The sequence below is a fragment of the Gemmatimonadota bacterium genome, assembly GCA_016713785.1.
Classification (GTDB): Bacteria; Gemmatimonadota; Gemmatimonadetes; order Gemmatimonadales; family GWC2-71-9; genus JADJOM01.
In genome coordinates, this window is the sequence record JADJOM010000003.1 from 42,613 (window position 1) to 65,699 (window position 23,087).

Genomic DNA, 23,087 nt, shown 5'->3' on the forward strand with positions numbered 1-23,087 from the left:
GACGTCCCGGAATTCCCGCGCGAGTCCCGTTCCGCCGTACCGCCGTCCCGGCAGCATCTCCCGACCGTCGTTCCGCCGTACCGGACTCCCGAAAACCCCGCGCGACCCCCGTTCCGCCGTACCGCCGTCCCGGCCGATATTCCCGGCCGTCGTTCCCCCGTCCCGACGTCCCGGCAGGTTCTCCCGGCCGTCGTCCCGCCGTACCGGCGTTCCGGAATTCCCGCGCAACGCTCGGGACAATCGCCGGACCCGCGGGAACGTTTCTGAAAGCGGGAAGCGGGAAGGCGAGGCGAGTCCAGCAGCGGCTGTCATCCCGTCCTGAGGAAGGGATCCCTTCACGTGCTCGCGGCTAAAGCCGCGGCTCGGCTGCAGGCGCTGAAGCGCCTTCGCGCGGGCGGGTCCAGCCACGGGGCCGGAGTGTGAGGATGTTCTCGCTTTAGCGATGGATGCCGAGCCGCGGCTTTAGCCGCGGATCGCGGGGTCGCGGGGCGGGGCGCACTGCCCCCGTTTCCCGCTTCCCGTTTCCCGTTTCCCTCTTCCCGCTTCCCTCTTCCCGCTTCCCGCTTCCCGCTTCCCGCTTCCCGCTTCCCGCTTCCCCCCGGCCAACGCCCGGCCTACTTGTCCTGCCCCGCAAACATCCGCAGCACCCGCTGCAGGATCCCGCCGTGGCGGTAGTAGTCCAGCTCCACCTGGCTGTTGAGCCGCACGATCGCCGGGAACGTCGTGACCGTGCCGTCGGCCGCGATCGCGGTGACCTTCACCCGGCCTCCGGGCGTCAGTCCCTGCGCGATCCCGGTGACGCTGAACGTCTCGCGCCCCGTGAGCCCCAGACTCTGCCGGGTGGTCCCCGCCTCGTACTGCAGCGGCAGCACCCCCATGCCCACCAGGTTGCTGCGGTGGATCCGCTCGTAGCTCTCCGCGATCACCGCCTTGACCCCCTGCAGCGCCGGGCCCTTGGCGGCCCAGTCGCGGCTGGAGCCGGTGCCGTACTCCTTGCCCGTCAGGATCACCAGCGGCGTCCCCTCCGCCTGGTACCGCATCGCGGCGTCGAAGATCGAGAGCACCTCGCCGCTCGGCACGTGGAGCGTCCAGTTGCCTTCCTTGTCCGGCGTCAGCGCGTTCTTGATCCGCACGTTGCCGAAGGTGCCGCGCATCATCACCTCGTGATGCCCGCGGCGCGCGCCGAAGGTGTTCCAGTCCACCTGCGCCACCCCGTGCTCCAGCAGGTAGCGCGCCGCCGGCCCGTGCTTCGGGATGGAGCCGGCGGGGGAGATGTGGTCGGTGGTCACCGAGTCGCCCAGCGCCGCCAGGACCCGCGCCCCCTGGATGTCCTGGAGCGGGCCCGGCACGGCCGGGAGGTTCTGGAAGAAGGGCGGCTCCGCCACGTAGGTGCTCTCGGGGTCCCAGGCGTAGCGGCTGCCCGTCGGCACCGGCAGCGCCTGCCACACCTCGTCGCCGTCGAAGACGCTGGCGTAGCGCTCCCGGAACATCTCCGGCTTGAGCGCGGCGGCCAGGGTGTCGGCGATCTCCTGCGGCGAGGGCCAGATCTCCTTGAGGAACACCGGCTTCCCGTCCGACCCGGTGCCGATCGGCTCGGTGGCCAGGTCGATGTCCACCCGGCCCGCGATGGCGAACGCCACCACCAGCACCGGGCTCGCCAGGTAGTTGGCCCGGACGCTCGGGTGCACCCGCGCCTCGAAGTTCCGGTTGCCGGAGAGCACCGCCGCGGTGACCAGCGCGTGCTCGTCGATGGCCTGCTGGATGGCGTCGGGCAGCGGGCCCGAGTTGCCGATGCAGGTGGTGCAGCCGTAGCCCACCACGTCGAACCGCAGCCGCTCCAGGTAGGGCAGCAGCCCCGCCGCCTTGAGGTACTCGGTCACCACCCGGGAGCCGGGCGCCAGGCTGGTCTTGACCCACGGCCGGGTGGTGAGGCCCCGCTGCCACCGCCTTCTTGGCGAGCAGCCCGGCGCCGATCATCACCGACGGGTTCGAGGTGTTGGTGCAGCTGGTGATGGCCGCGATCACCACCGAGCCGTCGCGCAGCTCGCAGGGCTGGCCGTCCACCACCGGGGTGGCGATGGGCGGGTGGTCGGCCGTCGCGGCGCCGGTCGCGCCGCCCTCGTTCACCCAGCGGGCATGGGTGGCCTGCGCCCCCTCGCGCCGCGGCCCCGGGACCGCCGGCGTCATCAGCTCGGGCAGCGCCACCTGGAAGTTGCGCTTGAGGCCGGTGAGCGGCACCAGGTCCTGCGGCCGCTTGGGGCCCGCCAGGCTCGGCACCACCGCCGAGAGGTCGAGCGTGAGCGTGCTGGTGAACTCGGGGTCGGGCGTGGCGTCGGTGCGGAAGAGGCCCTGCTCCTTGCAGTAGCGCTCCACCCGCTCCACCGTGGCGCGGTCGCGGCCGGTGCGCTCCAGGTAGCGGAGGGTCTCGGCGTCGATGGGGAAGAAGCCCATGGTGGCGCCGTACTCCGGCGCCATGTTGGCGATGGTGGCGCGGTCGGCCAGCGACAGGCTCGCCAGCCCGGGGCCGTAGAACTCCACGAACTTGTCCACCACCCCCTTCGTGCGCAGCTGCTGGGTGGCGGTGAGCACCAGGTCGGTGGCGGTGGTGCCGAGGGGCAGCTCGCCCACCAGCTTCATGCCGATCACCTCGGGGATCAGCATGAAGTACGGCTGGCCCAGCATCACCGCCTCGGCCTCGATGCCGCCCACGCCCCAGCCCATGACGCCGAGGCCGTTGATCATGGTGGTGTGCGAGTCGGTGCCCACGCAGCTGTCGGGGTAGGCGGTCAGCTCGCCGTGCTGCTCGCGCAGCTGCACCACCGGCGCCAGGTACTCGAGGTTCACCTGGTGCACGATGCCGGTGCCGGGCGGCACCGCGCGGAAGTTGCGGAAGGCCTTCTGGGCGAACTTGAGCAGCTGGTAGCGTTCGCGGTTCCGCTGGTATTCGAGGTCGACGTTCCGCTGGTAGGCGCCGGCGTTGCCGCTGTAGTCCACCTGCACCGAGTGGTCGATCACCAGGTCGCAGGGGACGATGGGGTTGATCCGGTCGGGGTCGCCCTGCATCCGGGCCATGGCGTCGCGCATGGCGGCCAGGTCCACCACGCAGGGGACCCCCGTGAAGTCCTGCAGCACCACCCGCGCCGGCATCCAGGGGAGCTCCCCCTGGCCCGCGCCGCCCCCCGACCAGCCCCCCAGCGCCGCCACGTGCGCCTCGGTCACCACGCCCCGGCCGGCGAACCGGAGGGCGTTCTCCAGCAGGATGCGGATGGAGAACGGCAATCGGTCCAGCCGGGCCACGCCCTTGCGCTCCAGCTCCGGAAGGCGGAAAATCGTGGCGGACGTGGAGCCCAGCGGCAGGCTGCCGCGGGCACCGAAAGGGTTCGGGGTGGTGGACATGGCTCGGTCTGGTGAGAGTTAAGGTACCGTGCTGTCCTTAGTATAATCCGCCCCGCTCCGGACTGGCCACCACGCCGCCCCTGGAAACGGACCACCGACCATGGCGCCACCGCCAGTCATGCCGCACGCGATCACCCGCCGGGACGACGGCCTCCACCTCGAGTGGGTGGCCGGCGGCCACGCCGCGCTGTTCCCCGCCCGCGCCCTCCGCCTGGCCTGCCCCTGCGCCGGGTGCGTGGAGGAGATGACCGGCCGCCCGCTGCTCGATCCCGCCACCGTCCCCCAGGACATCCGCCCCCTTCGCCTGGCCCTGGTGGGCGCCTACGGGCTCCGGGTGGAGTGGTCCGACGGCCACGGCACGGGGATCTACACCTTCCGCTGGCTGCGCGACCGCTGTCCCTGCGAGGCCTGCACCGCGGGCGCCGTCCCGGTGGTGGCCCCGTGATGCTCTCCCGCGTGCTGTTCAACCTCCCGGGCCGCTGGATCTGGGTGTGGGTCTGGGGCGCGCTCCTGATCGTCGGGCTCCTGGGCCTGGCCGGGGCGGTGCAGTGGGGCCGCGAGACCCACTGGAAGAACATGGACGAGGTCCTCCGCGGCCTCGGCACCGTGCTGGTCTCCCTCGGGATGATCTTCTTCCTCAAGGGCATCTCGCCGCTTGGCGGGATCATCCTCGCCTTCCTGGCCCTGGCCTGCTTCGTGGCCGCCATGCTCGCCGGCAAGCGCGACGCCGACGGCCTCGACGACCAGTTCTGAGCCGGCTCCCCCGGCGTCCTTTCTGAGCCCTCCGCCGGGGATTACCTTGACCCCCGTGCCCCGCCATCGCCTGCTCCTCCCCCTGCTGCTCCTCGCCGGGCCGCTCGCCGGCCAGCTTGCGCCCCCGGCCACCGGCGGCCTGGTCGCCCAGGACCAGGAGCTGCGCCGTCTCGGCCACTACCAGCGCCTCCTCCTGATCGCCGCCCACCCCGACGACGAGGACACTGAGTTGCTCACCGTGCTGGTGCGCGGCTTCGGGGCCGAGGCGGCGTACCTCTCGCTCAACCGCGGGGAAGGGGGCCAGAACCTCATCGGGCAGGAGCTGGGCGAGGAGCTCGGCCTGCTGCGCACCGAGGAGCTGCTCGCCGCGCGCCGGCTCGATGGCGCCCGCCAGTTCTTCACCCGTGCCTACGACTTCGGCTACTCCAGGAATCTCGAGGACACCTGGGCCCACTGGCCCCGCGATTCGGTGCTCAAGGACGTGGTGCGCATCGTGCGCCGCTTCCGGCCCCAGGTGGTGGTGTCGGTGTTCAGCGGCACCCCGCGCGACGGCCACGGCCAGCACCAGGCCGCCGGCTGGGCGGCCCAGGAGGCCTTCCTGGTGGCGGGCGATCCGGCGCGCTTCCCGGAGCTGGAGCGGGAGGAGGGGCTGGCGCCGTGGGCGCCGCTCAAGCTGTACCGCAGCACCCGGTTCGATTCCGCCGCCACCACGCTGACCCTCGACGGTGGCGCGCTCGATCCCGCCGTGGGGCAGTCGTTCCACCAGATCGCCATGCGGGGCCGCAGCCTGCACCGCTCGCAGGACATGGGGCAGCTGCAGGCGGCCGGCCCCTCCACCGTGCGGCTGGCGCTGCTCACCGACCGGACCGGCGGCGGGAGCGGGCTGTTCGGCGGGGTGGATACCACGCTGGCCGCGGTGCCGTTCGTGGCCGCGCTCCGGGCCGAGCCGCGGCGCAAGGTGGCGGCGGCGCTGGCGCTGTACGTGGCACAGGTGGACTCGGCCCGGCTCCACCTGGCCCCGCGTGAGGGGGATGCGCTCCGCGCCCTGCTGGACCGGGCCGCCGCCACGCTGGAGGCGGCGCGCCGCGCCGCGCTCGACGGCGCCCCCGGCGGCCGCGGCCGCGAGGTGCAGGCCGACGTGCGCCTGGACGGCGATCCCTTCGAGGGCGAGGTGGGCCGCCTGGCGCGGGCCCGGCGCATCGCGGCCGGCGTCGTGGTCGACGCCACGACCACCCAGCTCCGCGTGGCGCCGGGGGAGAGCCTCGCGGTCACCGCCACGCTGTGGAACACCGGCCCCGCCCCGGCGCCGGCGGGCTTCTGCCTCGGCGGCACCCGCTCCTCCTGGAACCTCTTCCCCGATTCCGCGCCGCGCCTCCCGCTCAACCTCTCCTCCCGCCGCGGCTCCTGCGCGGTGGTCGATGCGGCGGGCCGGCTCAGCGCCGAGCCGCGCGACGCCGGGATGCTGGCGCCGGGCCGGCTGCTCACGGCGCGGCTCGAGGGGACCCTCCCCGCGGCGGAGGACTACACCACCCCGTACTTCCTGCGGGCGCCGCGGCAGGGCGACCTCTACACCTGGGATCCCGACCAGCGGCTGGCCTGGGGCGATCCCTTCGGCGAGCCGCGCTGGTGGATCACGCCGTTCGCGCCCGGCCAGGCCGGCGAGCGCGAGCCGCGCGAGATCGCCTGGCGCGCCAACGACCAGGCCACCGGCGAGGTGCGGCGCCCGATCACCGTGGTGCCCGTGGTGGACGTGCGGCTCACGCCGGAGACCGAGGTGTGGCCCGTCGGCGCGGGGCACGGCCGCGAGTTCGTGGTGACCCTGACCCACGGCGCCCGCGACACCACCGAGGGGAAGGTGACCCTGGTGGTGCCGGCGGGGTTCACGCAGCCGGCGCCGCAGCTGTTCCGCCTGACGCGCCCGGGCGAGGTGCGCCGCTTCACCTTCCGGGTCACCGCCACCGCCGCGCTCACCGCCGGCAGCTACCGCGTCGACGCCCTGGCGATCGACCGGCGCGGCCGGGTGTTCGACGTGGGGCTGCGGACGGTGGAACACCCGCACATCCATGCCCGCACCTGGTCGCGTCACGCCAGCGCGGTGGTGCGCGCCGCGCCGCTGGCGCTGCCGCGGCTCCGCGCGGTGGCCTACCTGCGCGGCGCCGCCGACCGGGTGCCCGAGGCGCTGCAGCAGGTGGGGCTCCCGGTCACGGTGATCACCGGCGCCGACCTGGCCGCCGCCACGCCCGCGCAGTGGCCGGTGATCGTCATCGGCCCCCGCGCCTTCGAGACCGACACGGCGCTGCCGGCCCAGAACGACCGCCTGCTGGCCTACGCCCGCGCCGGCGGCACGGTGATCGTCCAGTACCAGCAGTACGGCTACTTCCTGGGGGGCTACGCGCCCTACCCCATGACCGTGGGGAGCCGCGCCCCCGGCACCACCGCCAGCACCGCCACCCGCGACACCGTGCGGCCCATCTCCACCGCGCTGCTCGGCGGCCACGACCGCGTCACCGACGAAGCCGCGCCGGTGCGGCTGCTCGAGCCCGCCGCCCTCGCGTTCCGCGCCCCCAACCGCCTCGGCCCCGGCGACTGGGAGGGGTGGGTGCAGGAGCGGGGGCTCTACTTTGCGCGCAGCTGGGACCGGGCCTGGAGCCCGCTGCTCGAGCTGCACGATCCCGGCGAGCCCCCGCTGCAGGGCGGGCTGCTGGTGGCCCGGGTGGGGCGCGGCACGTACGTGTACACCGGGCTCAGCTTCTTCCGGCAGCTGCCGGCGGCGGTGCCGGGCGCCTTCCGGCTCTTCGCCAACCTGCTGGCGCTGGGGGAGTCGCGCGCCACCACCGGCCCCGCGCCCAGGCCCCGGGCCGACAGCCTGCCGGCGGTGGAACGGGAGTGACGCGACCGGCGCGGGGCTGGATGACCGGGCTCCTCCTCCTCGCCGCCTGCGGCGACGGCCGGATCCCGCTCACCATCTACTCCCCCCACGGCCGCGACCACCTGACGCTGCTGGAGCACGAGTTCGAGCGGCTGCACCCCGAGGTGGACGTGCGCTGGCTCGACCTGGGCAGCCAGGAGGTGCTCGACCGCCTGCGGCTCGAGCGGGTGAACCCCCAGGCCGACCTCTGGTTCGGCGGGCCCACCACGCTGTTCGAGCGCGGCATCGCCGACTCGCTGCTGGCCCCGTACCGGCCCAGCTGGGCGGGGCAGGTGGACCCGGGCGGCGTCGGCCCCGGCGACCTCTACTACCCGGTGTACCGCACCCCGGCGATCATCGCCTACAACAACGTGGCGGTGCCGGAGTCGCTGGCCCCGCGCGACTGGGACGACGTGCTCGAGCCCCGCTGGCACGACCGGGTGCTGATCCGCGACCCGGTGGCCAGCGGCACCATGCGCGCCATCTGGGGGCTCATCCTCCAGCGCGGCCTGCGCCAGACCGGCGACACCGCGTGGGGGATGGCGTGGCTGCGCCGGCTCGACGGCCAGACCCGCACCTACGCCCTCTCGCCGGCGCTGCTCGACGCCAAGCTGGCGCGGCAGGAGGGGCTGGTGACGCTGTGGGACCTGCCCGACATCCTCATCTCGCGCAGCAAGGGGATGCCGTTCGGCTACGTCTTTCCCTCGAGCGGCACGGTGGTGATCGACGACGCCATCGCGCTGGTGCGCGGCGCGCGGCACCCCGACCTGGCGCGGGCGTTCATCGAGTTCGTGGGCGGCATCGACGCCCAGGTGCTCGCGGCGGAGCGGGTGTTCCGGCTCCCGGCGCGGCACGACCTCCCCGCCGCGCGGGTGCCGGCGTGGGTCACCGAGGTGGAGCGGACCATGGTGGTGGAGCCGATGGACTGGGCGCTGCTCGCGCGCGAGGGGGCCGGCTGGATGGGCTACTGGGACCAGCAGGTGCGGCACACGGGGGCGCGGCGATGAGCTACCTCGTCCTCGAGGGCCTCACCCGCACCTTTTCCTCGCACGCCGGGGTGTTCGGGCTCTCGCTCACCCTGGCGCGGGGGCGGACGCTGGCGCTGCTGGGACCGAGCGGGAGCGGCAAGACCACCACGCTGCGGCTGCTGGGCGGCTTCGAGGCGCCGGACGCGGGGAGCATCGTGGTGGACGGCGCCGACGTGGTCGCGCTGCGGCCCGAGGCGCGGCGCTTCGGCATGGTGTTCCAGCACTACGCCCTCTTTCCGCATCTGGATGTGGGGCAGAACGTGGCCTTCGGGCTCGAGGCGCGGGGCGTGCGCGGGCCGGCGGCGGAGGCCCGGGTGCGCGAGGCGCTGGCGCTGGTGGACCTGGCCGGCTTCGAGCGCCGCGCGGTGACCGCGCTCTCCGGCGGGCAGCAGCAGCGGGTGGCGCTGGCCCGCGCGCTGGCGCCGGAGCCGCGGGTGCTGCTGCTCGACGAGCCGCTCAGCAACCTCGATCCCGCGCTGCGGGAGCGGACCCGGCGCGAGCTGCGCGCCCTGATCCGCCGGGTGGGGATCACCACCGTGATCGTCACCCACGAGCAGGAGGACGCCTTCGACCTGGGCGACGAGATCGCCGTCCTCAAGGACGGCCGGCTGGAGCAGGTCGGCACCCCCGAGGCGCTGTACCAGGCGCCGCGCACCGCCTTCGTGGCGGAGTTCATCGGCCGCTCGAGCTGGCTGCGGGGGCGGGTCACGGCGGTCACGCCGGCGGAGGTCACCGTGGCCCTGGGCGAGGCCAGCTGGGCCCTCCCCGCCGCGCCCATCGTGGCGCGGATCCCGGGCCTCGCGGCGGGGCAGGGGGTGCGGCTGCTGGTGCGGCCCGAGGCGCTGGCCTTCACCGCGCCCGGCGCCGCGGGGCTCACCGGCCTCGTGGAGGACCGTCGCTTCGCGGGGGCGAGCGCCTTCTACCAGGTGCGGCTCCGTTCCGGCGAGCTGGTGGAGCTCGCGGCCGATCCCGCCGCGGCGGCCGCCGGCGACCGGGTGACCCTCGCCCCCGCCCAGTCCCGCGCCGACCGGGGCGAGCGGATCGTCTGCTTCGCGGAGGACGGCCGGTGACCGAGCGCCAGCGCCGCCTCGGCACCCTGGCCCTGGTGGCGGGGCTGGCCTGGCTGGTGGCCTACCCGCTGCTGCTGGTGGCGCTGGAGAGCGTGCGGGGGCCCGACGGCTTCACGCTGGCCTGGTTCCAGCGCTTCGCGCGCGAGCCGCGGGAGTGGCAGGCGCTGTGGGGCAGCCTGTGGACCTCGGTGGCCAGCGTGGTGCTGGCCGCGCTGCTCGGCGTGCCGCTGGCGTTCCTGTTCGAGCGCTACGACTTCCCGGGCCGGCGGCTGCTGGGCGCGCTGGTGGCGCTGCCGGTGGTGCTGCCGCCGCTGGTCGGGGTGATCGCCTTCCTCTTTCTCTACGGCGAGACCGGGTTCGTGGGGCGGCTGGTGCAGGCCGCGCTCGGCCTGGCCGACCCGCCCTGGCGGCTCGAGGGGGCGTGGGCCATCCTGCTGGTGCACGCCTACTCGCTCTACGTCTACTTCTACCTCTTCACCCGCGCGGGGCTGGCCCGGCTCGATCCCGCGGCGATCGAGGCGGCGCACTCGCTGGGCGCCGGCCGCTGGCGCACCCTCACCCGGGTGACCCTGCCGCTGCTGCTCCCCTCGCTCCGCGGCGCGGCCCTGCTCGCCTTCATGACCGCGCTGGCCTCCTTCAGCGCGCCGTACATCTTCGGCGGCGGCTTCCGGGTGATGACCACCCAGATCGTCTTCACCCGCCTCAACGGCGAGTACGGCATGGCCATGGCGCAGACCGTGGTGCTGAGCCTGCTCGCGCTCGCCGGCCTCTGGCTGGCCAGTGACCGGGGCGGCGACGTGGCCGCGGCGGGGAAGGGCATCGCGCCGGCGGCGGCGCCCATCCGCTCCCCCGCGCTGCGGCTGCTGGCCACCGGGCTCGGGTGGGGGCTCGCGGTGCTGCTGCTGCTGCCGCACGCCACGCTGGTGCTGCTCTCGTTCGTGCCGGTGGGCACCTGGACCATCGAGACCTTCCCGCCCGCCTACACCCTGGCCAACTACGTGGCGCTGGCCACCGATCCCGAGCGGCTGCGGCCCCTCGGCAACAGCCTGTGGATGGCCACCCTGGCCACCGCCGTGGCCATCGGGGTGGCGCTCGCGGCGGGGCTGCTCACGGTGCGGCGGCCGCGGCGCGGGGCGGCGCTCATCGAGCGGCTGCTCGCGGTGCCGTGGCTGGTGCCGGGGACGGTGTTCGCGGTGGCGCTGGCCACGGCGTTCAGCGTGCACGCCCCGCTGCTGGGCCGCGTGGTGCTGGTCGGGACGCTGTGGATCCTCCCGATGGCCTACGTCATCCGCAACCTGCCGATCGCCAGCCGCGCCATCCTGGCGGGGTTCCGGGGCCTCGACCCCGCCCTCGACGAGGCCGCCGCGAGCCTCGGCGCGGGGCCCCGGCGCCGCCTCTTCGCGGTGACGCTGCCGCTGCTCAGGCCCGCGCTCGCCGCCGGCGCCACCCTGGCCTTCGTCACGGCCCTGGGCGACTTCGTCACTTCGATCATTCTCTATACGTACGACACCCGTCCCCTCTCGCTCGAGATCCTCGCCAGCCTCCGCCAGGGGGATGTCGGGGTGTCGGCGGCGTACGGCGTGTTCCTCATGCTGCTCTCCGGGCTGGTCTTCGCGCTCGGGAGCGAACGGAAGGTGGTTGCCCGGTGAATCCCAGCCGCGCCCTGCCGGGGGAGTTCAAGCAGCTGTCGGTGCTGATCGGCGTGAACCTGGTGGACATGATCGGCCTGATGCTGGTGCTGCCGATCCTCCCCTTCTTCGCGAGCGACCTCGGCGCCACCCCCGAGCGCATCGGGTGGCTCATCGCCGCGTTCTCGATCGCGCAGCTCATCGCCGCGCCGTTCTGGGGCCGGCTCTCCGACCGCTACGGCCGCCGGCCCGCGCTGGTCATCGGGCTGCTGGCGAGCGCCATCGCGTACGTGGTGTTCGCCTACTCCACCAGCATCTGGATGCTCTTCCTCTCGCGGCTGGTGCAGGGCGCCGGCGGCGGCACCACCGGCGTGGCCCAGGCTTACGTCGCCGACACCGTGAAGCCCCGGGACCGCGCCAAGGCGCTGGGCTGGCTCTCCGCCTCGACCAACGTGGGGGTGACGCTCGGGCCGGTGATCGGCGGCCTGGCCACCCACCTCGACCGCTCGGCGCCGGGGCTCATCGCCGCCGCGCTCTGCCTGGTGAACGCCTGGTTCGCCTGGCGCTGGCTCCCCGAGACCCGGCCCACCGCCGAGCGGCTGGCCAACCTCAGCAAGAAGCCGGTGTGGCACGCGGCGTGGGTGGTGTTGCGGCATCCCACCCGCACGGTGCCGCGCTTCGTGTGGATCTACGGCATCGGCATGCTCGCCTTCTCGGCGCTCACCTCGCTGATCGCGCTCTTCCTCAAGGAGGAGCACGGCATCACCGAGGTGACGATCGGGTACTTCTTCACCTACATCGGCGTGCTCAACATCGTCATGCGGCTGGTGCTGCTCGGGCCGGTGGTGGAGCGGGTGGGCGAGACCCGCGCCATGCGCTTCGGCGCGGCGTTCCTCATCGCGGGGATGCTGGCCTACCCGGTGGCGGGCAACCTCTGGGTGCTGGTGGCGCTGATGCCGCTGGTGCCGGTGGGTACCGCGCTGCTCTTCCCGGCCACCACCTCGCTCATGTCCCGCTACTCCGACAAGGCGGAGGTGGGCACCACCATGGGCGTGGCGCAGACCTACGCCGGGCTGGCACGGGTGGCGGCGCCGATCGTGGGGACGATCGTCTTCCAGCGGATCGGGCACCAGTGGCCGTTCATCGTGGCGGCCATCATGATGGCGCTGGTGAGCGTGCTGGCGTTCCAGGTGGAACAACTCCCCTCGCCTCCCACCGGCGAGACCCCCGTCCCCGCGGCCCGGGAGGCCAAGTGAGCGACGACGATCGGCTGGCGCGGCTGGAACAGCGCCTGGCGGTGCTGGAGGGGCTGGTGCGGCAGCTGGTGACCGCCAACCAGGGCGTGCGGCCGGTGCCGTCGCCCCCGCCCGTGCCGCCGCCGGCTCCGCCGCTCCCGCCACCTCCGCCGCCGATCCGTCCCTTCGAGGAGGCGCCGAGCCGCCGCCCCCCCGCACCGTCCCGTCCCCGCCCGTCCATCATCTCCGAGGAGTGGCTCGGCCAGCGCGGCCTGCTCGCCGTGGGCGTCATCTTCGTGATCCTCGCCGCGGGATACCTGCTCAAGCTCTCCTTCGAGCGCGGCTGGATCTCGCCGCTGGCCCGCTGCGTGGGCGGGGCCCTCGCCGGCGGGGCGGTGAGTGTCCTCGGCTGGCGGCTGCACGGCAAGGGCACCCGCAGCTACGGCGCCGCGCTGATCGGGCTCGGGGCCGCGATCATCTACCTGGCGGTGTGGGCCGCGGCGCGGCTGTACCAGTTCCTGCCCCCCACGCCGGCGATCGGCGCGCTCGCGGCGGTGTCGCTGGCGCTCGCCGGCATCGCGTGGGTCATCAACCTCCAGGCGCTGGCCACCACCGCGGCGCTCGGGGCCTTCTTCGCGCCGATCGTGGTGGGCTCCGAATCGGGCAGCATCAACATGCTGCTGCTCTACCTGGGCAGCATGGGCGCCGCGCTCGGCTGGGTGGCCCAGGCGCGCCGCTGGCGCCTCACCATGGCCGTGGTGGCGCTGGCGTACTTCACGGTGGCGGTGCCGGTGACCTTCAACCGCGCCGATGCCGCCGGGGTGTACCTCTACGGGATCCTCGGCGGGGCGGCGGGGCTCTTCGTGGGCCTGCGCGAGGGGTGGTTCGAGACCCGCTTCCTGGCCTTCAGCGGCGGCTGGGCGCTGCTCGGCATCGCCGACCACCGGGCCACCGACCACTGGCCCACGTTGCTCGGCGCGCTGGTGCTGACCGCGCCGGTCTGGGGGCGCGCTCTCCGCGCCCGCACGGTGTGGCCCGACCCCGGCGCCTTCGGCGACACCTTCTACTTCTACCTCTCACCGCTGCTGGTGGCCGGCGCGCTGCACCAGGTGGCGCCGGAGTGGCTCGACGCCACGCCGGGGCTGCTGCCGCTGCTGATCGCCCTGCCGTACCTGGTGGTGGGACTCGTCCCCGGCGTGCGGTGCTTCAGCACCGTGGCGGCGGTGGCGCTGGGCATCGCGGCCCTGGTCCGGTGGGAGGACCAACTGCCCGAGGCCTGGGCCCTCCTGGCCCTCACCCTGCTGTGGGCGGGGCTCGATCGCGTCCGCGACCGCCGCGATGGCCGCTGGTACGCGCTGGCCAGCTACGGGGTGGCGCTCGGTGTATTGCTGGGACCGCTGTCGACGGCACGGCCGGAGACGGAGGCGGCGTTCATCGGCGGGTGGGCGGTGGCGCTGTGGAGCGCGGTGCTCACGGCGGCCGCCCTCGCCGCCGGCCTGCTCCGGGAAACGACGCCGCCGGAGGGCTGGGGGCGGGGGCTCTCCCTCCGGCCCTGGCTCTGGGGGGTGGCGGGGGTGCTGCTGCTCTTCGGTGTCACCGGGGAGCTCACCCGGGCCTTCGACTTGAGCAGCCTCGACACCGCCACCGCCAACCTCGCCGGCGGCCTCGCGGTGAGCGCCTGGTGGATCCTCGGCGCGGCGATCTGCTTCCTGCTCGGCTTCCGGCGCCAGATCAAGCCGCTGCGGCTGGCGGGGTTCTTCGTGGCCGGCCTGGCGCTGCTCAAGGTGGTCTTCGTGGACCTCTCCGAGCTCGATGCCCTCTACCGGGTGGGCTCGGCGTTCATCCTGGGCGTGGCCTCGCTCGGCGTGGCGTACGCCTACCACCGGGGGGCGGAGAGGCGATAGGGCGGTAAGGCGGTAGGGCGGTAAGGCGGTAAGGCGGTAAGGCGGTAAGGCGGTAAGGCGGTAAGGCGGTAAGGCGGTAAGGCGGTAAGGCGGTAGGGCGGCGGCGGGTGCGCTGCGCGGCGGGCCGGGCGATCCTGTGCGGCCACCCGCTTCCCGTTTCCCGTTTCCCACTAGAACTCAAACCCCGCCGCGACATTCACGTGCGTGGCCTTGAGCTCGCCCACGCCGGCGCCGTACGTCGTGCGGGCCTGCCGCACCTCGACGCCGAAGACCAGGGGGCTGGGCCGCCAGTGCAGGTGCCCGCCGAACGTCACGTTCTTGAGCCGCTGCACGGTGGTGTCGAGGTCGGCGTCCTTCGGGTCGTCGATCCCCGCGCTGGCGCCGAGGAGCCAGACGGCGCCGTTGGGCCGGAGGTTGAGCTGAGCCCAGCCGCCGCGGGTGCGGATGGTGCGTCCGTTGCGCCCGAACACCTGCCCGATCGACCCGCCGCCGAGCCCGGCGATCCCCTCGCCCGCGAAGGCCTCGCCCCGCAGCTCCACGTGGCTGCCCAGGGGCAGCAGCAGCAGGGCCGCGACGGCCTTGGAGTCGAGCAGCGAATCCCCGGCGGTGCTGAGCCAGCCGCGGTGGGCGCCGGCGGAGAGCTCGCCCGCGGTCTCGCCGGTGCCCCAGCGCAGCCGGAGCCGGCCCTGCAGGTAGGGGCGGCGCGACTGCTCGGCGCGGTCGAAGTCCGTGGTGAAGGGCGGCTGCGGCGTGTAGCCGGTCGGGGCCAGCACCGCGCCCTCGAGCGAGAGCCGGACCTGCTTCCCCTGCGCGAGGTCCCCGGTCAGGCGCAGCTGCGGGATCCACAGCCAGAGGTTCCCGCTGCTGGAGAGCGCGCTCAGCCCGATGCTGGAGAGCGTCACCGGGTTGAGTTCCACGATCGGCGGCGCCTCCTGGCCGATCAGGACCGCGAAGCGGTTCCACGAACCTTCGAGCCAGGCCCGCCGGATCCGCAGCAGGGGAAAGGTGCGCCCGCCGTTGGAGGGCTGCTGTCCGCCGAAGAAGTCGGCGTCGAGTTCCGCCCGCCATTCGGCGCCGCCGAGCTCGGGCAGGAAGGCTCGCACCGACACCCGGGTCTGCCGCAGGGTGCCGCCGACGCCGCTGGTGGGGAAGCTGTCGGCCGCCGTTTCCGGGACGGCGAACTGGGGCAGGTCGGTGTTGTTGGTCCGGCCCGAGGTGGAGAAGCCGTTGAGCAGGATGGTGCCGTGGAAACTCACGTCCACCCCGGGTCGGTCCTGCTGGGCGACGGCGGTGATGGGGAGCAGGAGCGCGAGGGTGGCGCCGAGGGAGGGGAGGAGTCGCATGCGGCCGGTCCATGGTTGACGGTGTCAGGGCGCGTGGGCTATGCTACCGCCGTGCGCACCCCCTCTCTGTTCCGCGCCGCGAGCCTGATCGGATGCATCGCCGCCGCCCCCCTTGGCGCCCAGGTGGATGTGGCCGGGCGCCTGACGGTCGTGGACCGTGGGGAGCGGCCCGCCCAGGACGTGGGCAGCGCCGTGCTCTGGCTCGAGGCGGCGGGGCTGCCGGCGGTGGAGCCGGTCGAGACCCGCGTGGTGACGGAGGGGAAGGCCTTCGTTCCCCGGATCGTCGTGGTGCCGGTGGGATCCACCGTGAAGTTCCCCAACAACGACCCCTTCAACCATAACGTGTTCTCCCTCACGGAGCAGGGGGCCTTTGACCTGGGCCTCTACGGCCGTGGCGAGGAGAAGGGGGTCGCGTTCGCCCGCCCGGCCGTCATCCGGGTGTACTGCAACGTGCACGCGCAGATGAGCGCGCTGGTGGTGGTCCGGGACAACGCCCTGTGGGCCCGGCCGGGGTCCGACGGCAGCTTCCGGTTCACGGCGGTGCCGGCCGGCAGCTACCAGCTGCACGTGTGGCACGAGCGCGCGCCCGAACTGGTGGTGCCGCTGCGGGTGGGCGCCACCGCGCCCGCGCCGCTGGCGCTCACGGTCGACGCCAGCCGCTGGCGGTTCGTGCAGCACAAGGACAAGACCGGCCGGCCCTACTCCGACCGCGGCCGGCGCTACTGATGCCGCGCCCCCGCCTCGCCCTCAAGATCTTCACCGCCACCGCCCTCGTGGTGGTCCTGGTGCTCGGGGTCGCGCTGCTCTTCACCCGGCAGGTGGCCGGGCGGGCGGCCGATGCCTCGATCGCCCGGGGGCTCGCCGCCACCGCTTCGGCCGTGAGCGACCAGCTGGCGAGCCGGTCGCACGCCCGGGAGCAGGTGGCCAGCGCGCTGGCGCAGGTGCCCGCCTACGTCTCCCGCATCGAGGTGGGGTTCGTCTCCGGCGGACGCTCCGACCTCCTCGACCAGGCGGCGGAGTTCCAGCAGCAGGGTGAGGCCGACTGGGCCATGCTCACCGATGACCAGGGGGTGCTGCAGGCCTTCACCCGAAGCCCCGACCTGTACGGCGATTCGCTCGCCGGTCCGGGCAGCCTGGTGGAGCAGGCGCTCTCCGGCGCCGCCTCCGAAGGCGTCTGGCTGGAGCCGGACAACTCCGCGTACCAGGCGGTGGCGGCGCCGATCCGGGTGGGCCAGGGCCCGGTGCGCGGGACGCTGGTGATGGCGGTCGGGCTCGACAGCGCCCTCGCCGCGAGGCTCAAGCGCCAGACCGCGTCCGAGATCGTCTTCGTGGTGCTCGACACCCTGGACCAGCCGGTCGTGGCGGCGAGCACCCTGCCGCCCGAGCTGGCCGGCGCGGTCGCGGAGCAGGTCACCTTCGACCGGCTCTCCGCCGAGGACTCCACCGCCCACCACCTGCGCCTTGACGCCGGCGGCGACACGTGGGTTGGCGAGCTGGGCGTGCTGCGCACCGCCTCCGGCGCGCCGGTGGGGGGCTACGCGGCGCTGCGATCCCGTGCCGCGGAACTCGCCCCCTACGCCCAGCTGCAGCGCGCCATCCTGGCGGCCTTCCTCGGCGGCCTGCTGTTCGCCTCCCTCGGCGCGTTCCTGCTCTCGCGCCAGATCGCCCGCCCGGTGCGCGAGCTCGTGGCCGTCACCCGCGAGGTGGGCGAAGGCAATTACGACGCCGCGATCCCCGCTTCCAGCGGCGACGAAATCGGGGAGCTGGCCGACGCCTTCCGCCGGATGGTCCAGGAGCTCCGCTCCAAGCAGCAGCTGGTGGACTTCCTGAGCGCCACCGGGGCCCACACGGTGGCCCTGCGGCCGAGCATGGCGGTGAGCGCCAGCGGGCCGGTCCCGGGGGAGGTCTTCGCCGGGCGGTACGAGATCAAGAGCCTCCTCGGCCAGGGTGGGATGGGCGTGGTGTACCGCGCCGTGGACCGGCAGCTGGAGGAGCAGGTGGCGGTCAAGCTGCTCCACGCCGACCTGGTCCGGCGCGACGCCTCCATGCTGGAGCGGTTCAAGCAGGAGATCCGGCTGGCACGGCGGATCACCCATCCCAACGTGGTCCGCACCCACGATCTCGGCGAGGTGGACGGGACGTACTTCATCACCATGGAGTACGTCGAGGGCACCAGTCTCGACGAGCTCATCCGTCGGCGGAACCGCCTGCCGGTGGGGGTGACCGTCACGGTGGGCCGCCAGCTGCTGCGCGCGCTCGAGGCGGCCCACGCCCAGGGCGTGGTGCACCGGGACATCAAGCCCCAGAACATGCTGGTCGACGCCCAGGGCTTCCTCAAGGTGATGGACTTCGGCATCGCGCGGCTCGCCGACTCGGGGAAGGGCCTCACCATGGATGGCGCGGTGGTCGGGACCCCGGACTACATGGCCCCGGAACAGCTGATGGGCCGCGAGGTGGACGGTCGCACCGACATCTACGCCGCCGGGGCCGTTCTGTACCAGTGCCTGACCGGGGAGCACCTTTTCCCGGCGAACTCGCTGCCCACGCTCATCCTCAAGCAGGTCGAGGAGCCGCCCCCCGACCCGCGGAAGCTGGCGCCGGACGTCCCCGCGCCGCTGGCGGCCGCGATCCTCCGGGCGCTGGCCAAGGACCCGGCGGATCGGTTCCCCACGGCCCACGCCTTCGCGGAAGCCTTGGAGAGGGTCTAGGCCGGGCCCCACGCGGCAGCCGCTTCCCGTTGCCCATTTCCCGCCCCCTTTTCCCGCTTCCCTATTCCCGCTTCCCGTTTCCCTTCCCCCTTCCCCCTTCCCCCCGGGGTGGGTAGCCTCCTTCCCCATGCCTCCCGCCCCTATCGCAACGCTGACCCCAGCGGCCCTCGCCACGGCTACCTGGGACGATCTCCGGCCCCTGTACCAGGAGCTGCTCGACCGCCCGCTCGCCGAGGGGGAGCTCCCCGGCTGGCTGGCCGACTGGTCGCGGCTGGAGGAGGTCGTGGGCGAGGCGGCGGCGCTGGCGATGATTGCCTACACCTGCGACACCAGCGATCCAGGCAAGGAGGCCGCTCACCTCCGGTTCTCGGGGGAGATCCTCCCCCGCCTGGAGGAGCTCGAGGTGCTCCTGGCCCGCCGGCTGCTCGAGACCGGCTACACCCAACCGGGGCTTGGCGTCACGCTGCAGCGCTTCCGCACCGGGGCGGAGCTGTTCCGCGAGGAGAACGTGCCCCTCGCCACCGAGGTGGAGGAGCTCTCCGCCCGCTACCAGAAGCTCACCGGCGGGCTCACGGTCGAGTGGGACGGGGTGGAGAAGACCCTCCCCGAACTGCAGCCCTACCTGCAGGTGACCGACCGGGCGGTCCGGGAGCGGGCCTTCCGGCTCGGCTCCGGCGCCTACGCCGAGCGGCGCGACGAGCTGGCGGGGATCTTTGACGAGCTGTTCGACCTGCGCTCCCGCATGGCCCGCAACGCCGGCTTCGCCGACTACGAGCGCTACGCCTTCACCTCCAAGTGCCGCTTCGACTACACCCCGGCCGACTGCCGCCGCTTCCACGAGGCGGTGGAGGAGGTCGTGGCCCCGGCGGTGGCGCGGGTGATGGAGCGGCGCCGCCAGCGGCTCGGCGTGACCGAGCTCCGGCCCTGGGACATCGGCCCCGACCCGGAAGGCCGGGAGCCGCTGCGGCCCTTCCGGCAGCCGGACGAGCTGGTGCAGGGGGGGCGGCGGGTGTTCGACCGGGTCTCCCCCGCCTTCGCCGGGCAGTACCAGACCATGATCGACGAGCGGCTGCTCGACCTCGGCGTGCGCAAGGGCAAGGCGCCCGGGGGCTACTGCGAGACGCTGCACTACCGGGGGCGTCCCTTCATCTTTATGAACGCCGTCGGCGTCTTCGACGACGTCTCCACCCTGCTGCATGAGGCGGGGCACGCGTTCCACGCCTTCGAGGCGCATCCCCTCCCGTTGGTGTGGGAGCGGCACCCCGGCCTCGAGATGTGCGAGCTGGCCTCGATGTCCATGGAGCTGCTCGCCGCGCCCTACCTGGGCCGTCGCGACGGCGGGTTCTTCTCCGAGGAAGAGCTGGTGCGGGCGCGGGTGGAGCACCTCGAGGACGTGCTGGTGACCCTGTCGCACGTGGCCTCGGTCGATGCCTTCCAGAGCTGGATCTACTCCAGTGGCGAGGGGCGTGACGGCCTGGCCCGCGACCGCGCCTGGCTGCGCATCCGCGGCCGGTTCGAGCGGGGCATCGACTGGAGCGGGCTCGAGCGGGAGCGGGTGTCCCGCTGGTACCGGCAGCTGCACATCTTCCTGTATCCGTTCTACTACATCGAGTACGGCATCGCGCAGGTGGGCGCCCTCCAGGTCTGGCGCAACAGCCTGCGCGACCAGCCCGACGCGGTGGCCCGCTACCGCGCGGCGCTGGCCCTCGGCAACACCCGCTCGCTGCCCGAGCTCTACCGCGCCGCCGGGGTGGAGCTGAGCTTCGATGCCGGGGTGATGCGGGAGCTGGTGGAGCTGGTGGAGGGGGAGCTGGAGAAGCTGCGGTAGGAATTGCGGGAAGCGGGAAGCGGGGAAGGGGGAAGGGGACAGGGGGAGTCCGCCCTACCGCCCTACCGCCCTACCGCCTTACCGCCGCCTCCATTGCGCCCCCGGCCCCGCCGGGCAAGATTCTACCCCGCGCCGGAGCCCCCTGTCGGCCCGGCCTACCCCTGTCGGAGAGCGTGAATGGCGAAGGAAGAAGGCATCGAGATGGAAGGCGTGGTCCAGGAAGTCCTCCCGGATCGCAATTACCGGGTCCTCCTGGAGAACGGCCACACGATCCTCGCCTACGCGGCCGGCAAGATGAGCAAGTTCAAGATCCGCGTCCTGGAAGGGGACCGGGTCACGGTGGTCCTCTCCCCGTACGACCTGACCCGCGGCCGGGTCATCTACCGCCACAAGTAGCCGGCCCCGGAGGGTGCGGGACCGCGGGGTGAAGCAGGAACGCAAACGGGGGCCGGTCTTTCGACCGGCCCCCGTCTGGTACGCCCGTAGGCTTACTTGACCTTGGTGACGTTTTCCGCCGCGGGACCCTTGGCGCCCTCGACGATGTCGAACTCAACCCGCTCACCTTCCGAGAGGCTGCGGAAGCCATCAGCCTTGATGGCAGTGTGGTGGACGAAGCAGTCCTTGGAGCCGTTTTCGGGCGTGATGAAACCATAACCCTTGGCGTCGTTGAACCACTTCACCGTGCCAGTGACGCGAGGCATGCTACTGTACTCCGTTCGGAAGGGGACATCGTCGGGGTCCGGAAGGTCCGGAAGCCACCGACAGGGACACTGGGCAGGGACTTTCCCGGCCCAATACTGCTGGAAGTAAAAAAGACCCGAGCGTGGAAGCCCGGGTCTCGCAAGTTTCCTGTAGGGAGGACCTGCTCGATTGTACCCGGCCAAGCCATCTGGCCAATTCCAGCCGCACCTAATATCTGAGTTTCTGTAATTCCGTCAAGGGGGGGCCCTAGGGTTTCCACCACCGGAGGGCGGCCTGGGCCCATTCCCCGCTCCGGCGCCGTAACCCCCTGGTGGTGGCCCGGTTGAGGGCCATCAGGAACTCCGCGGCGGAGGGGTAGCGCTGCTCCACCTCGGCGTGCAGCCCGCGCTCCAATACCCGAGCCAGGTCCTCCCCCACGTCGGACCGCCGCTCCAGCAGCTCCGGCCGCTGGTTGGTGGTCTGCCGGGTGAGCACCTGCTCCACCGTCTGCCCGAAGAACGGGGGCTCCCCCAGCAGGGCGTAGTACGCCACCGCGGCCAGGCTGTAGAGGTCGGAGCGCTGGTCCACCCGCTCGCCCAGCAGCTGCTCGGGGCTCGCGAACATCGGGGTGCCGCTCTGGCTGGTGGCGCCGCCGAAGCGCCCCTGGCCCCGCAGCGCCAGCGCCAGGCCGAAGTCGGTGATCTGGAGCGACCCGGTCTGGTCGATCAACATGTTCTCGGGCTTGAGGTCGCGGTGCACCAGGCCGCTCGCGTGGGCCTGCGCCAGCGCGCTGAGCGACTCCTTGAGCAGCCGCACCACCCGCTCCACCGGGAGGGGGCCTTCCTTTTCCACCAGCTGCGCCAGGTTGGGGCCCTTCACCAGCTCCATGGTGTACCAGAGCAGCCCCGACCGCCCGCCGATGTCGTAGATCTGCACGATGTTCGCGTGGGAGAGCCGCCCCGCCAGCTGCGCCTCCCGCCGGAACCGCTCCACCACCGCCGGGTCGGCGGTCAGGTGCGGGTGCAGCACCTTGAGGGCCACCTCGCGCTCCAGGTGCAGGTCGCGCACCCGGTACACCCGGCCATAGCCGCCCCGGCCCAGCAGCGAGAGCAGCTCGTAGTCGTCGCCCAGGGCGCGGCGGAGCCGCTTCTCCCAGTGGCGCCCGTCGTCCGACTCGCCGGGGAGGAGGCGGGGGCTCACCTGCACCATCACCGCCGCGTTCTCGAAGGTCCCCGCGTCGCTCGCGAAGTCCTCCAGCATCTCTGCCGCGGAGAGGTAGCGGTCGTCGGCCACGGGGCGCAGGGCCCGGAGCAGGATCCGCTCGATGGCGCGGGGGCAGTTGGGGCGCAGCTCGGAGGGCGGGCGCAGCTCGCGGGAGTCGAGCGGCGGCTCCTGTCCGGTCACGGCGTAATAGAGAATCGCGCCGGCGGTGTAGATGTCGCTCGTGGGGTCGCCGGTGGCGCCGCTCCGGACCTCGGGCGCCATGAAGGCCTGGGCGCTCGGCATCTCGCCCGCGGGGATGGCCGGCAGGGTCCAGTTGGAGAAGCGGAGGTCGGTGACCGTGCCGCGCCCGCCCAGGTTCACCAGCAGCGAGGTCGGGGCGATCCGCCGCAGCACCACGCCGTGCGCGTGGGCGTGCTCCAGCCCGCTCAGCACGTCGCGGGCGAGGATGTGGACGGCCGGGAAGGGGCGGGGGCCGCGCTGGGTGGCCTCGAGCAGGCTCTCCCCGTCGATCCAGTTGCCCACCCGGAAGGCGATGTCGCCCACCACGCCGGCGTCGTAGACGTGCCGGATGGCGGGGTGATCGAGCTGGGCCAGCGCCTCCGCCTCGCGCAGGAACCAGGCCCGGGTCTGGTCATCGGGATAGAGGTTGACCCGCAGGGAGACCCGACGGGTGAGCAGCTTGTCCTGCGCCGTGAAGAGCACCCGTTCGCGCGAGGCGGCCACCATCGTCTCCAGCCGGAAGCGCTGGCCCAGCGCCGCTTCCACGCGTTCGAAGATGGTGAGGGGAGGGGGCGTCGTCATCGGGGAGGGCGGCTAGCCGTCGGCGAGGAGGGGGGTGGGCCGGCTGCCGCGCCGCCGCTCGATCCGGCCCCGGTCGCCGCAGCGGCTGCGGCTGCACCAGCGCCGGGCCTGCTGCGGCGATTCATCGGCGAAGAACAGCCCGCACTCCGGGTTGGCGCAGTGCCGCACCACCACCAGGGGGTTGGCCAGGCTGGCCGCCGCCGACTGGGCGATGGCCTGCAGCGCCGCGGGAGGCCGCGCCACCTGGAACCGGAGCCGCCAGCTGCCACCGACCCGCACCAGCTGCTCCCGGCCATCCAGCGCCCCCAGCCGGGCATTGATCGCCTCGATTGCCCCGGGGGAGGGGCTGCGCCCCTCGTCCAGGGCGCGGGCCAGCGCCAGCAGCCTGGTCCGGAAGGCGCGCGCCTCCGCAAAGCTGGCGCGATCGGCCGGCGGCTCCACGCGGACCGCCTTGGTCCAGCGCAGCCAGGCGCCGGGATCGGCCAGGGTATCGGTGGGGCCGGGGGGCGTGTGCGCGGTGTTCACGAATTCGAGCCACAGCGCGTCGCCGAGCAGCAGGAACTCGGGATCGGCCATGGGG

General features: G+C 73.3%; 16 protein-coding genes and 1 pseudogene. 12 read left to right on the forward strand and 5 right to left on the reverse strand.

Annotation, left to right across the window (positions count from 1 at the left end):
* Window positions 1–614 precede the first annotated feature (614 nt).
* Window positions 615–3,396 (reverse strand): annotated as a pseudogene (gene acnA / locus IPJ95_07835) (aconitate hydratase AcnA).
* A gap of 100 nt (window positions 3,397–3,496) precedes the next feature.
* On the opposite strand from acnA, the gene IPJ95_07840 reads away from it, so the two are divergent.
* From IPJ95_07840 to IPJ95_07875, 8 genes are read left to right on the forward strand one after another with little or no spacing between them, the layout of a single operon-like run.
* Window positions 3,497–3,841 (forward strand): DUF971 domain-containing protein, encoded by a 345-nt coding sequence (locus tag IPJ95_07840; GenBank protein ID MBK7923527.1) that lies wholly within the window; start codon window positions 3,497–3,499, stop codon window positions 3,839–3,841.
* Window positions 3,838–4,149: a hypothetical protein gene (locus IPJ95_07845; GenBank protein ID MBK7923528.1), complete on the forward strand. Its 312-nt coding sequence runs from the start codon at window positions 3,838–3,840 to the stop codon at window positions 4,147–4,149. Before IPJ95_07840 ends, IPJ95_07845 begins: the two co-directional genes overlap by 4 nt.
* 55 nt (window positions 4,150–4,204) lie before the next feature.
* Entirely contained in the window at window positions 4,205–7,039 is a 2,835-nt protein-coding gene (locus IPJ95_07850; GenBank protein ID MBK7923529.1) for a PIG-L family deacetylase, read from the forward strand.
* A gap of 20 nt (window positions 7,040–7,059) precedes the next feature.
* A complete protein-coding gene (locus IPJ95_07855) occupies window positions 7,060–8,064 on the forward strand; it encodes an extracellular solute-binding protein (protein MBK7923530.1) in 1,005 nt (334 codons plus the stop codon).
* On the forward strand, window positions 8,061–9,155 hold the full coding sequence (locus IPJ95_07860) for an ABC transporter ATP-binding protein (GenBank protein ID MBK7923531.1): 1,095 nt from the start codon (window positions 8,061–8,063) through the stop codon (window positions 9,153–9,155). Before IPJ95_07855 ends, IPJ95_07860 begins: the two co-directional genes overlap by 4 nt.
* Entirely contained in the window at window positions 9,152–10,804 is a 1,653-nt protein-coding gene (locus IPJ95_07865) for an iron ABC transporter permease (GenBank protein MBK7923532.1), read from the forward strand. Before IPJ95_07860 ends, IPJ95_07865 begins: the two co-directional genes overlap by 4 nt.
* Window positions 10,801–12,039: an MFS transporter gene (locus tag IPJ95_07870; GenBank protein ID MBK7923533.1), complete on the forward strand. Its 1,239-nt coding sequence runs from the start codon at window positions 10,801–10,803 to the stop codon at window positions 12,037–12,039. The genes IPJ95_07865 and IPJ95_07870 overlap by 4 nt, the downstream gene beginning before the upstream one ends.
* Window positions 12,036–13,922, forward strand: a complete 1,887-nt coding sequence (locus IPJ95_07875) for a DUF2339 domain-containing protein (protein ID MBK7923534.1) — start codon at window positions 12,036–12,038, stop codon at window positions 13,920–13,922. Before IPJ95_07870 ends, IPJ95_07875 begins: the two co-directional genes overlap by 4 nt.
* Before the next feature lie 170 nt (window positions 13,923–14,092).
* Here IPJ95_07875 and IPJ95_07880 read toward each other — a convergent pair whose 3' ends face one another.
* A complete protein-coding gene (locus IPJ95_07880; GenBank protein ID MBK7923535.1) occupies window positions 14,093–15,265 on the reverse strand; it encodes a hypothetical protein in 1,173 nt (390 codons plus the stop codon).
* Window positions 15,266–15,316: 51 nt separating this feature from the next.
* Here IPJ95_07880 and IPJ95_07885 point away from each other — a divergent pair, with 51 nt between their 5' ends.
* The 4 genes from IPJ95_07885 (at window position 15,317) to infA (ending at window position 20,197) form a co-directional block, all read left to right on the forward strand.
* Entirely contained in the window at window positions 15,317–15,991 is a 675-nt protein-coding gene (locus IPJ95_07885) for a hypothetical protein (GenBank protein MBK7923536.1), read from the forward strand.
* Window positions 15,991–17,973: a protein kinase gene (locus IPJ95_07890; GenBank protein MBK7923537.1), complete on the forward strand. Its 1,983-nt coding sequence runs from the start codon at window positions 15,991–15,993 to the stop codon at window positions 17,971–17,973. Before IPJ95_07885 ends, IPJ95_07890 begins: the two co-directional genes overlap by 1 nt.
* A gap of 127 nt (window positions 17,974–18,100) precedes the next feature.
* Window positions 18,101–19,801, forward strand: coding sequence for a M3 family oligoendopeptidase (locus IPJ95_07895; GenBank protein ID MBK7923538.1), 1,701 nt, complete (start codon window positions 18,101–18,103; stop codon window positions 19,799–19,801).
* A gap of 177 nt (window positions 19,802–19,978) precedes the next feature.
* Window positions 19,979–20,197, forward strand: a complete 219-nt coding sequence (infA, locus tag IPJ95_07900) for a translation initiation factor IF-1 (protein ID MBK7923539.1) — start codon at window positions 19,979–19,981, stop codon at window positions 20,195–20,197.
* A gap of 92 nt (window positions 20,198–20,289) precedes the next feature.
* Here the strand turns inward: infA and IPJ95_07905 are convergent, their stop codons facing one another.
* The 3 genes from IPJ95_07905 to IPJ95_07915 form a co-directional block, all read right to left on the reverse strand.
* Entirely contained in the window at window positions 20,290–20,502 is a 213-nt protein-coding gene (locus IPJ95_07905) for a cold shock domain-containing protein (protein ID MBK7923540.1), read from the reverse strand.
* A 247-nt stretch (window positions 20,503–20,749) separates the two neighbouring features.
* On the reverse strand, window positions 20,750–22,507 hold the full coding sequence (locus IPJ95_07910; protein ID MBK7923541.1) for a serine/threonine protein kinase: 1,758 nt from the start codon (window positions 22,505–22,507) through the stop codon (window positions 20,750–20,752).
* A 12-nt stretch (window positions 22,508–22,519) separates the two neighbouring features.
* Complete coding sequence (locus IPJ95_07915; protein ID MBK7923542.1) at window positions 22,520–23,083, reverse strand: CGNR zinc finger domain-containing protein; 564 nt, start codon at window positions 23,081–23,083, stop codon at window positions 22,520–22,522.
* Window positions 23,084–23,087 lie beyond the last annotated feature (4 nt).

What these genes read in the sequence shown, in the direction of transcription:
- IPJ95_07840 (MBK7923527.1), top strand. Translation starts at nt 3,497, where the DNA reads ATGGCGCCACCGCCAGTCATGCCGCACGCGATCACCCGCCGGGACGAC.
- IPJ95_07855 (MBK7923530.1), top strand. Translation starts at nt 7,060, where the DNA reads ATGACCGGGCTCCTCCTCCTCGCCGCCTGCGGCGACGGCCGGATCCCG.
- IPJ95_07860 (MBK7923531.1), top strand. Translation starts at nt 8,061, where the DNA reads ATGAGCTACCTCGTCCTCGAGGGCCTCACCCGCACCTTTTCCTCGCAC.
- IPJ95_07880 (MBK7923535.1), bottom strand. Translation starts at nt 15,265, where the DNA reads ATGCGACTCCTCCCCTCCCTCGGCGCCACCCTCGCGCTCCTGCTCCCC.
- IPJ95_07890 (MBK7923537.1), top strand. Translation starts at nt 15,991, where the DNA reads ATGCCGCGCCCCCGCCTCGCCCTCAAGATCTTCACCGCCACCGCCCTC.
- IPJ95_07895 (MBK7923538.1), top strand. Translation starts at nt 18,101, where the DNA reads ATGCCTCCCGCCCCTATCGCAACGCTGACCCCAGCGGCCCTCGCCACG.
- infA (MBK7923539.1), top strand. Translation starts at nt 19,979, where the DNA reads ATGGCGAAGGAAGAAGGCATCGAGATGGAAGGCGTGGTCCAGGAAGTC.
- IPJ95_07905 (MBK7923540.1), bottom strand. Translation starts at nt 20,502, where the DNA reads ATGCCTCGCGTCACTGGCACGGTGAAGTGGTTCAACGACGCCAAGGGT.
- IPJ95_07910 (MBK7923541.1), bottom strand. Translation starts at nt 22,507, where the DNA reads ATGACGACGCCCCCTCCCCTCACCATCTTCGAACGCGTGGAAGCGGCG.
- IPJ95_07915 (MBK7923542.1), bottom strand. Translation starts at nt 23,083, where the DNA reads ATGGCCGATCCCGAGTTCCTGCTGCTCGGCGACGCGCTGTGGCTCGAA.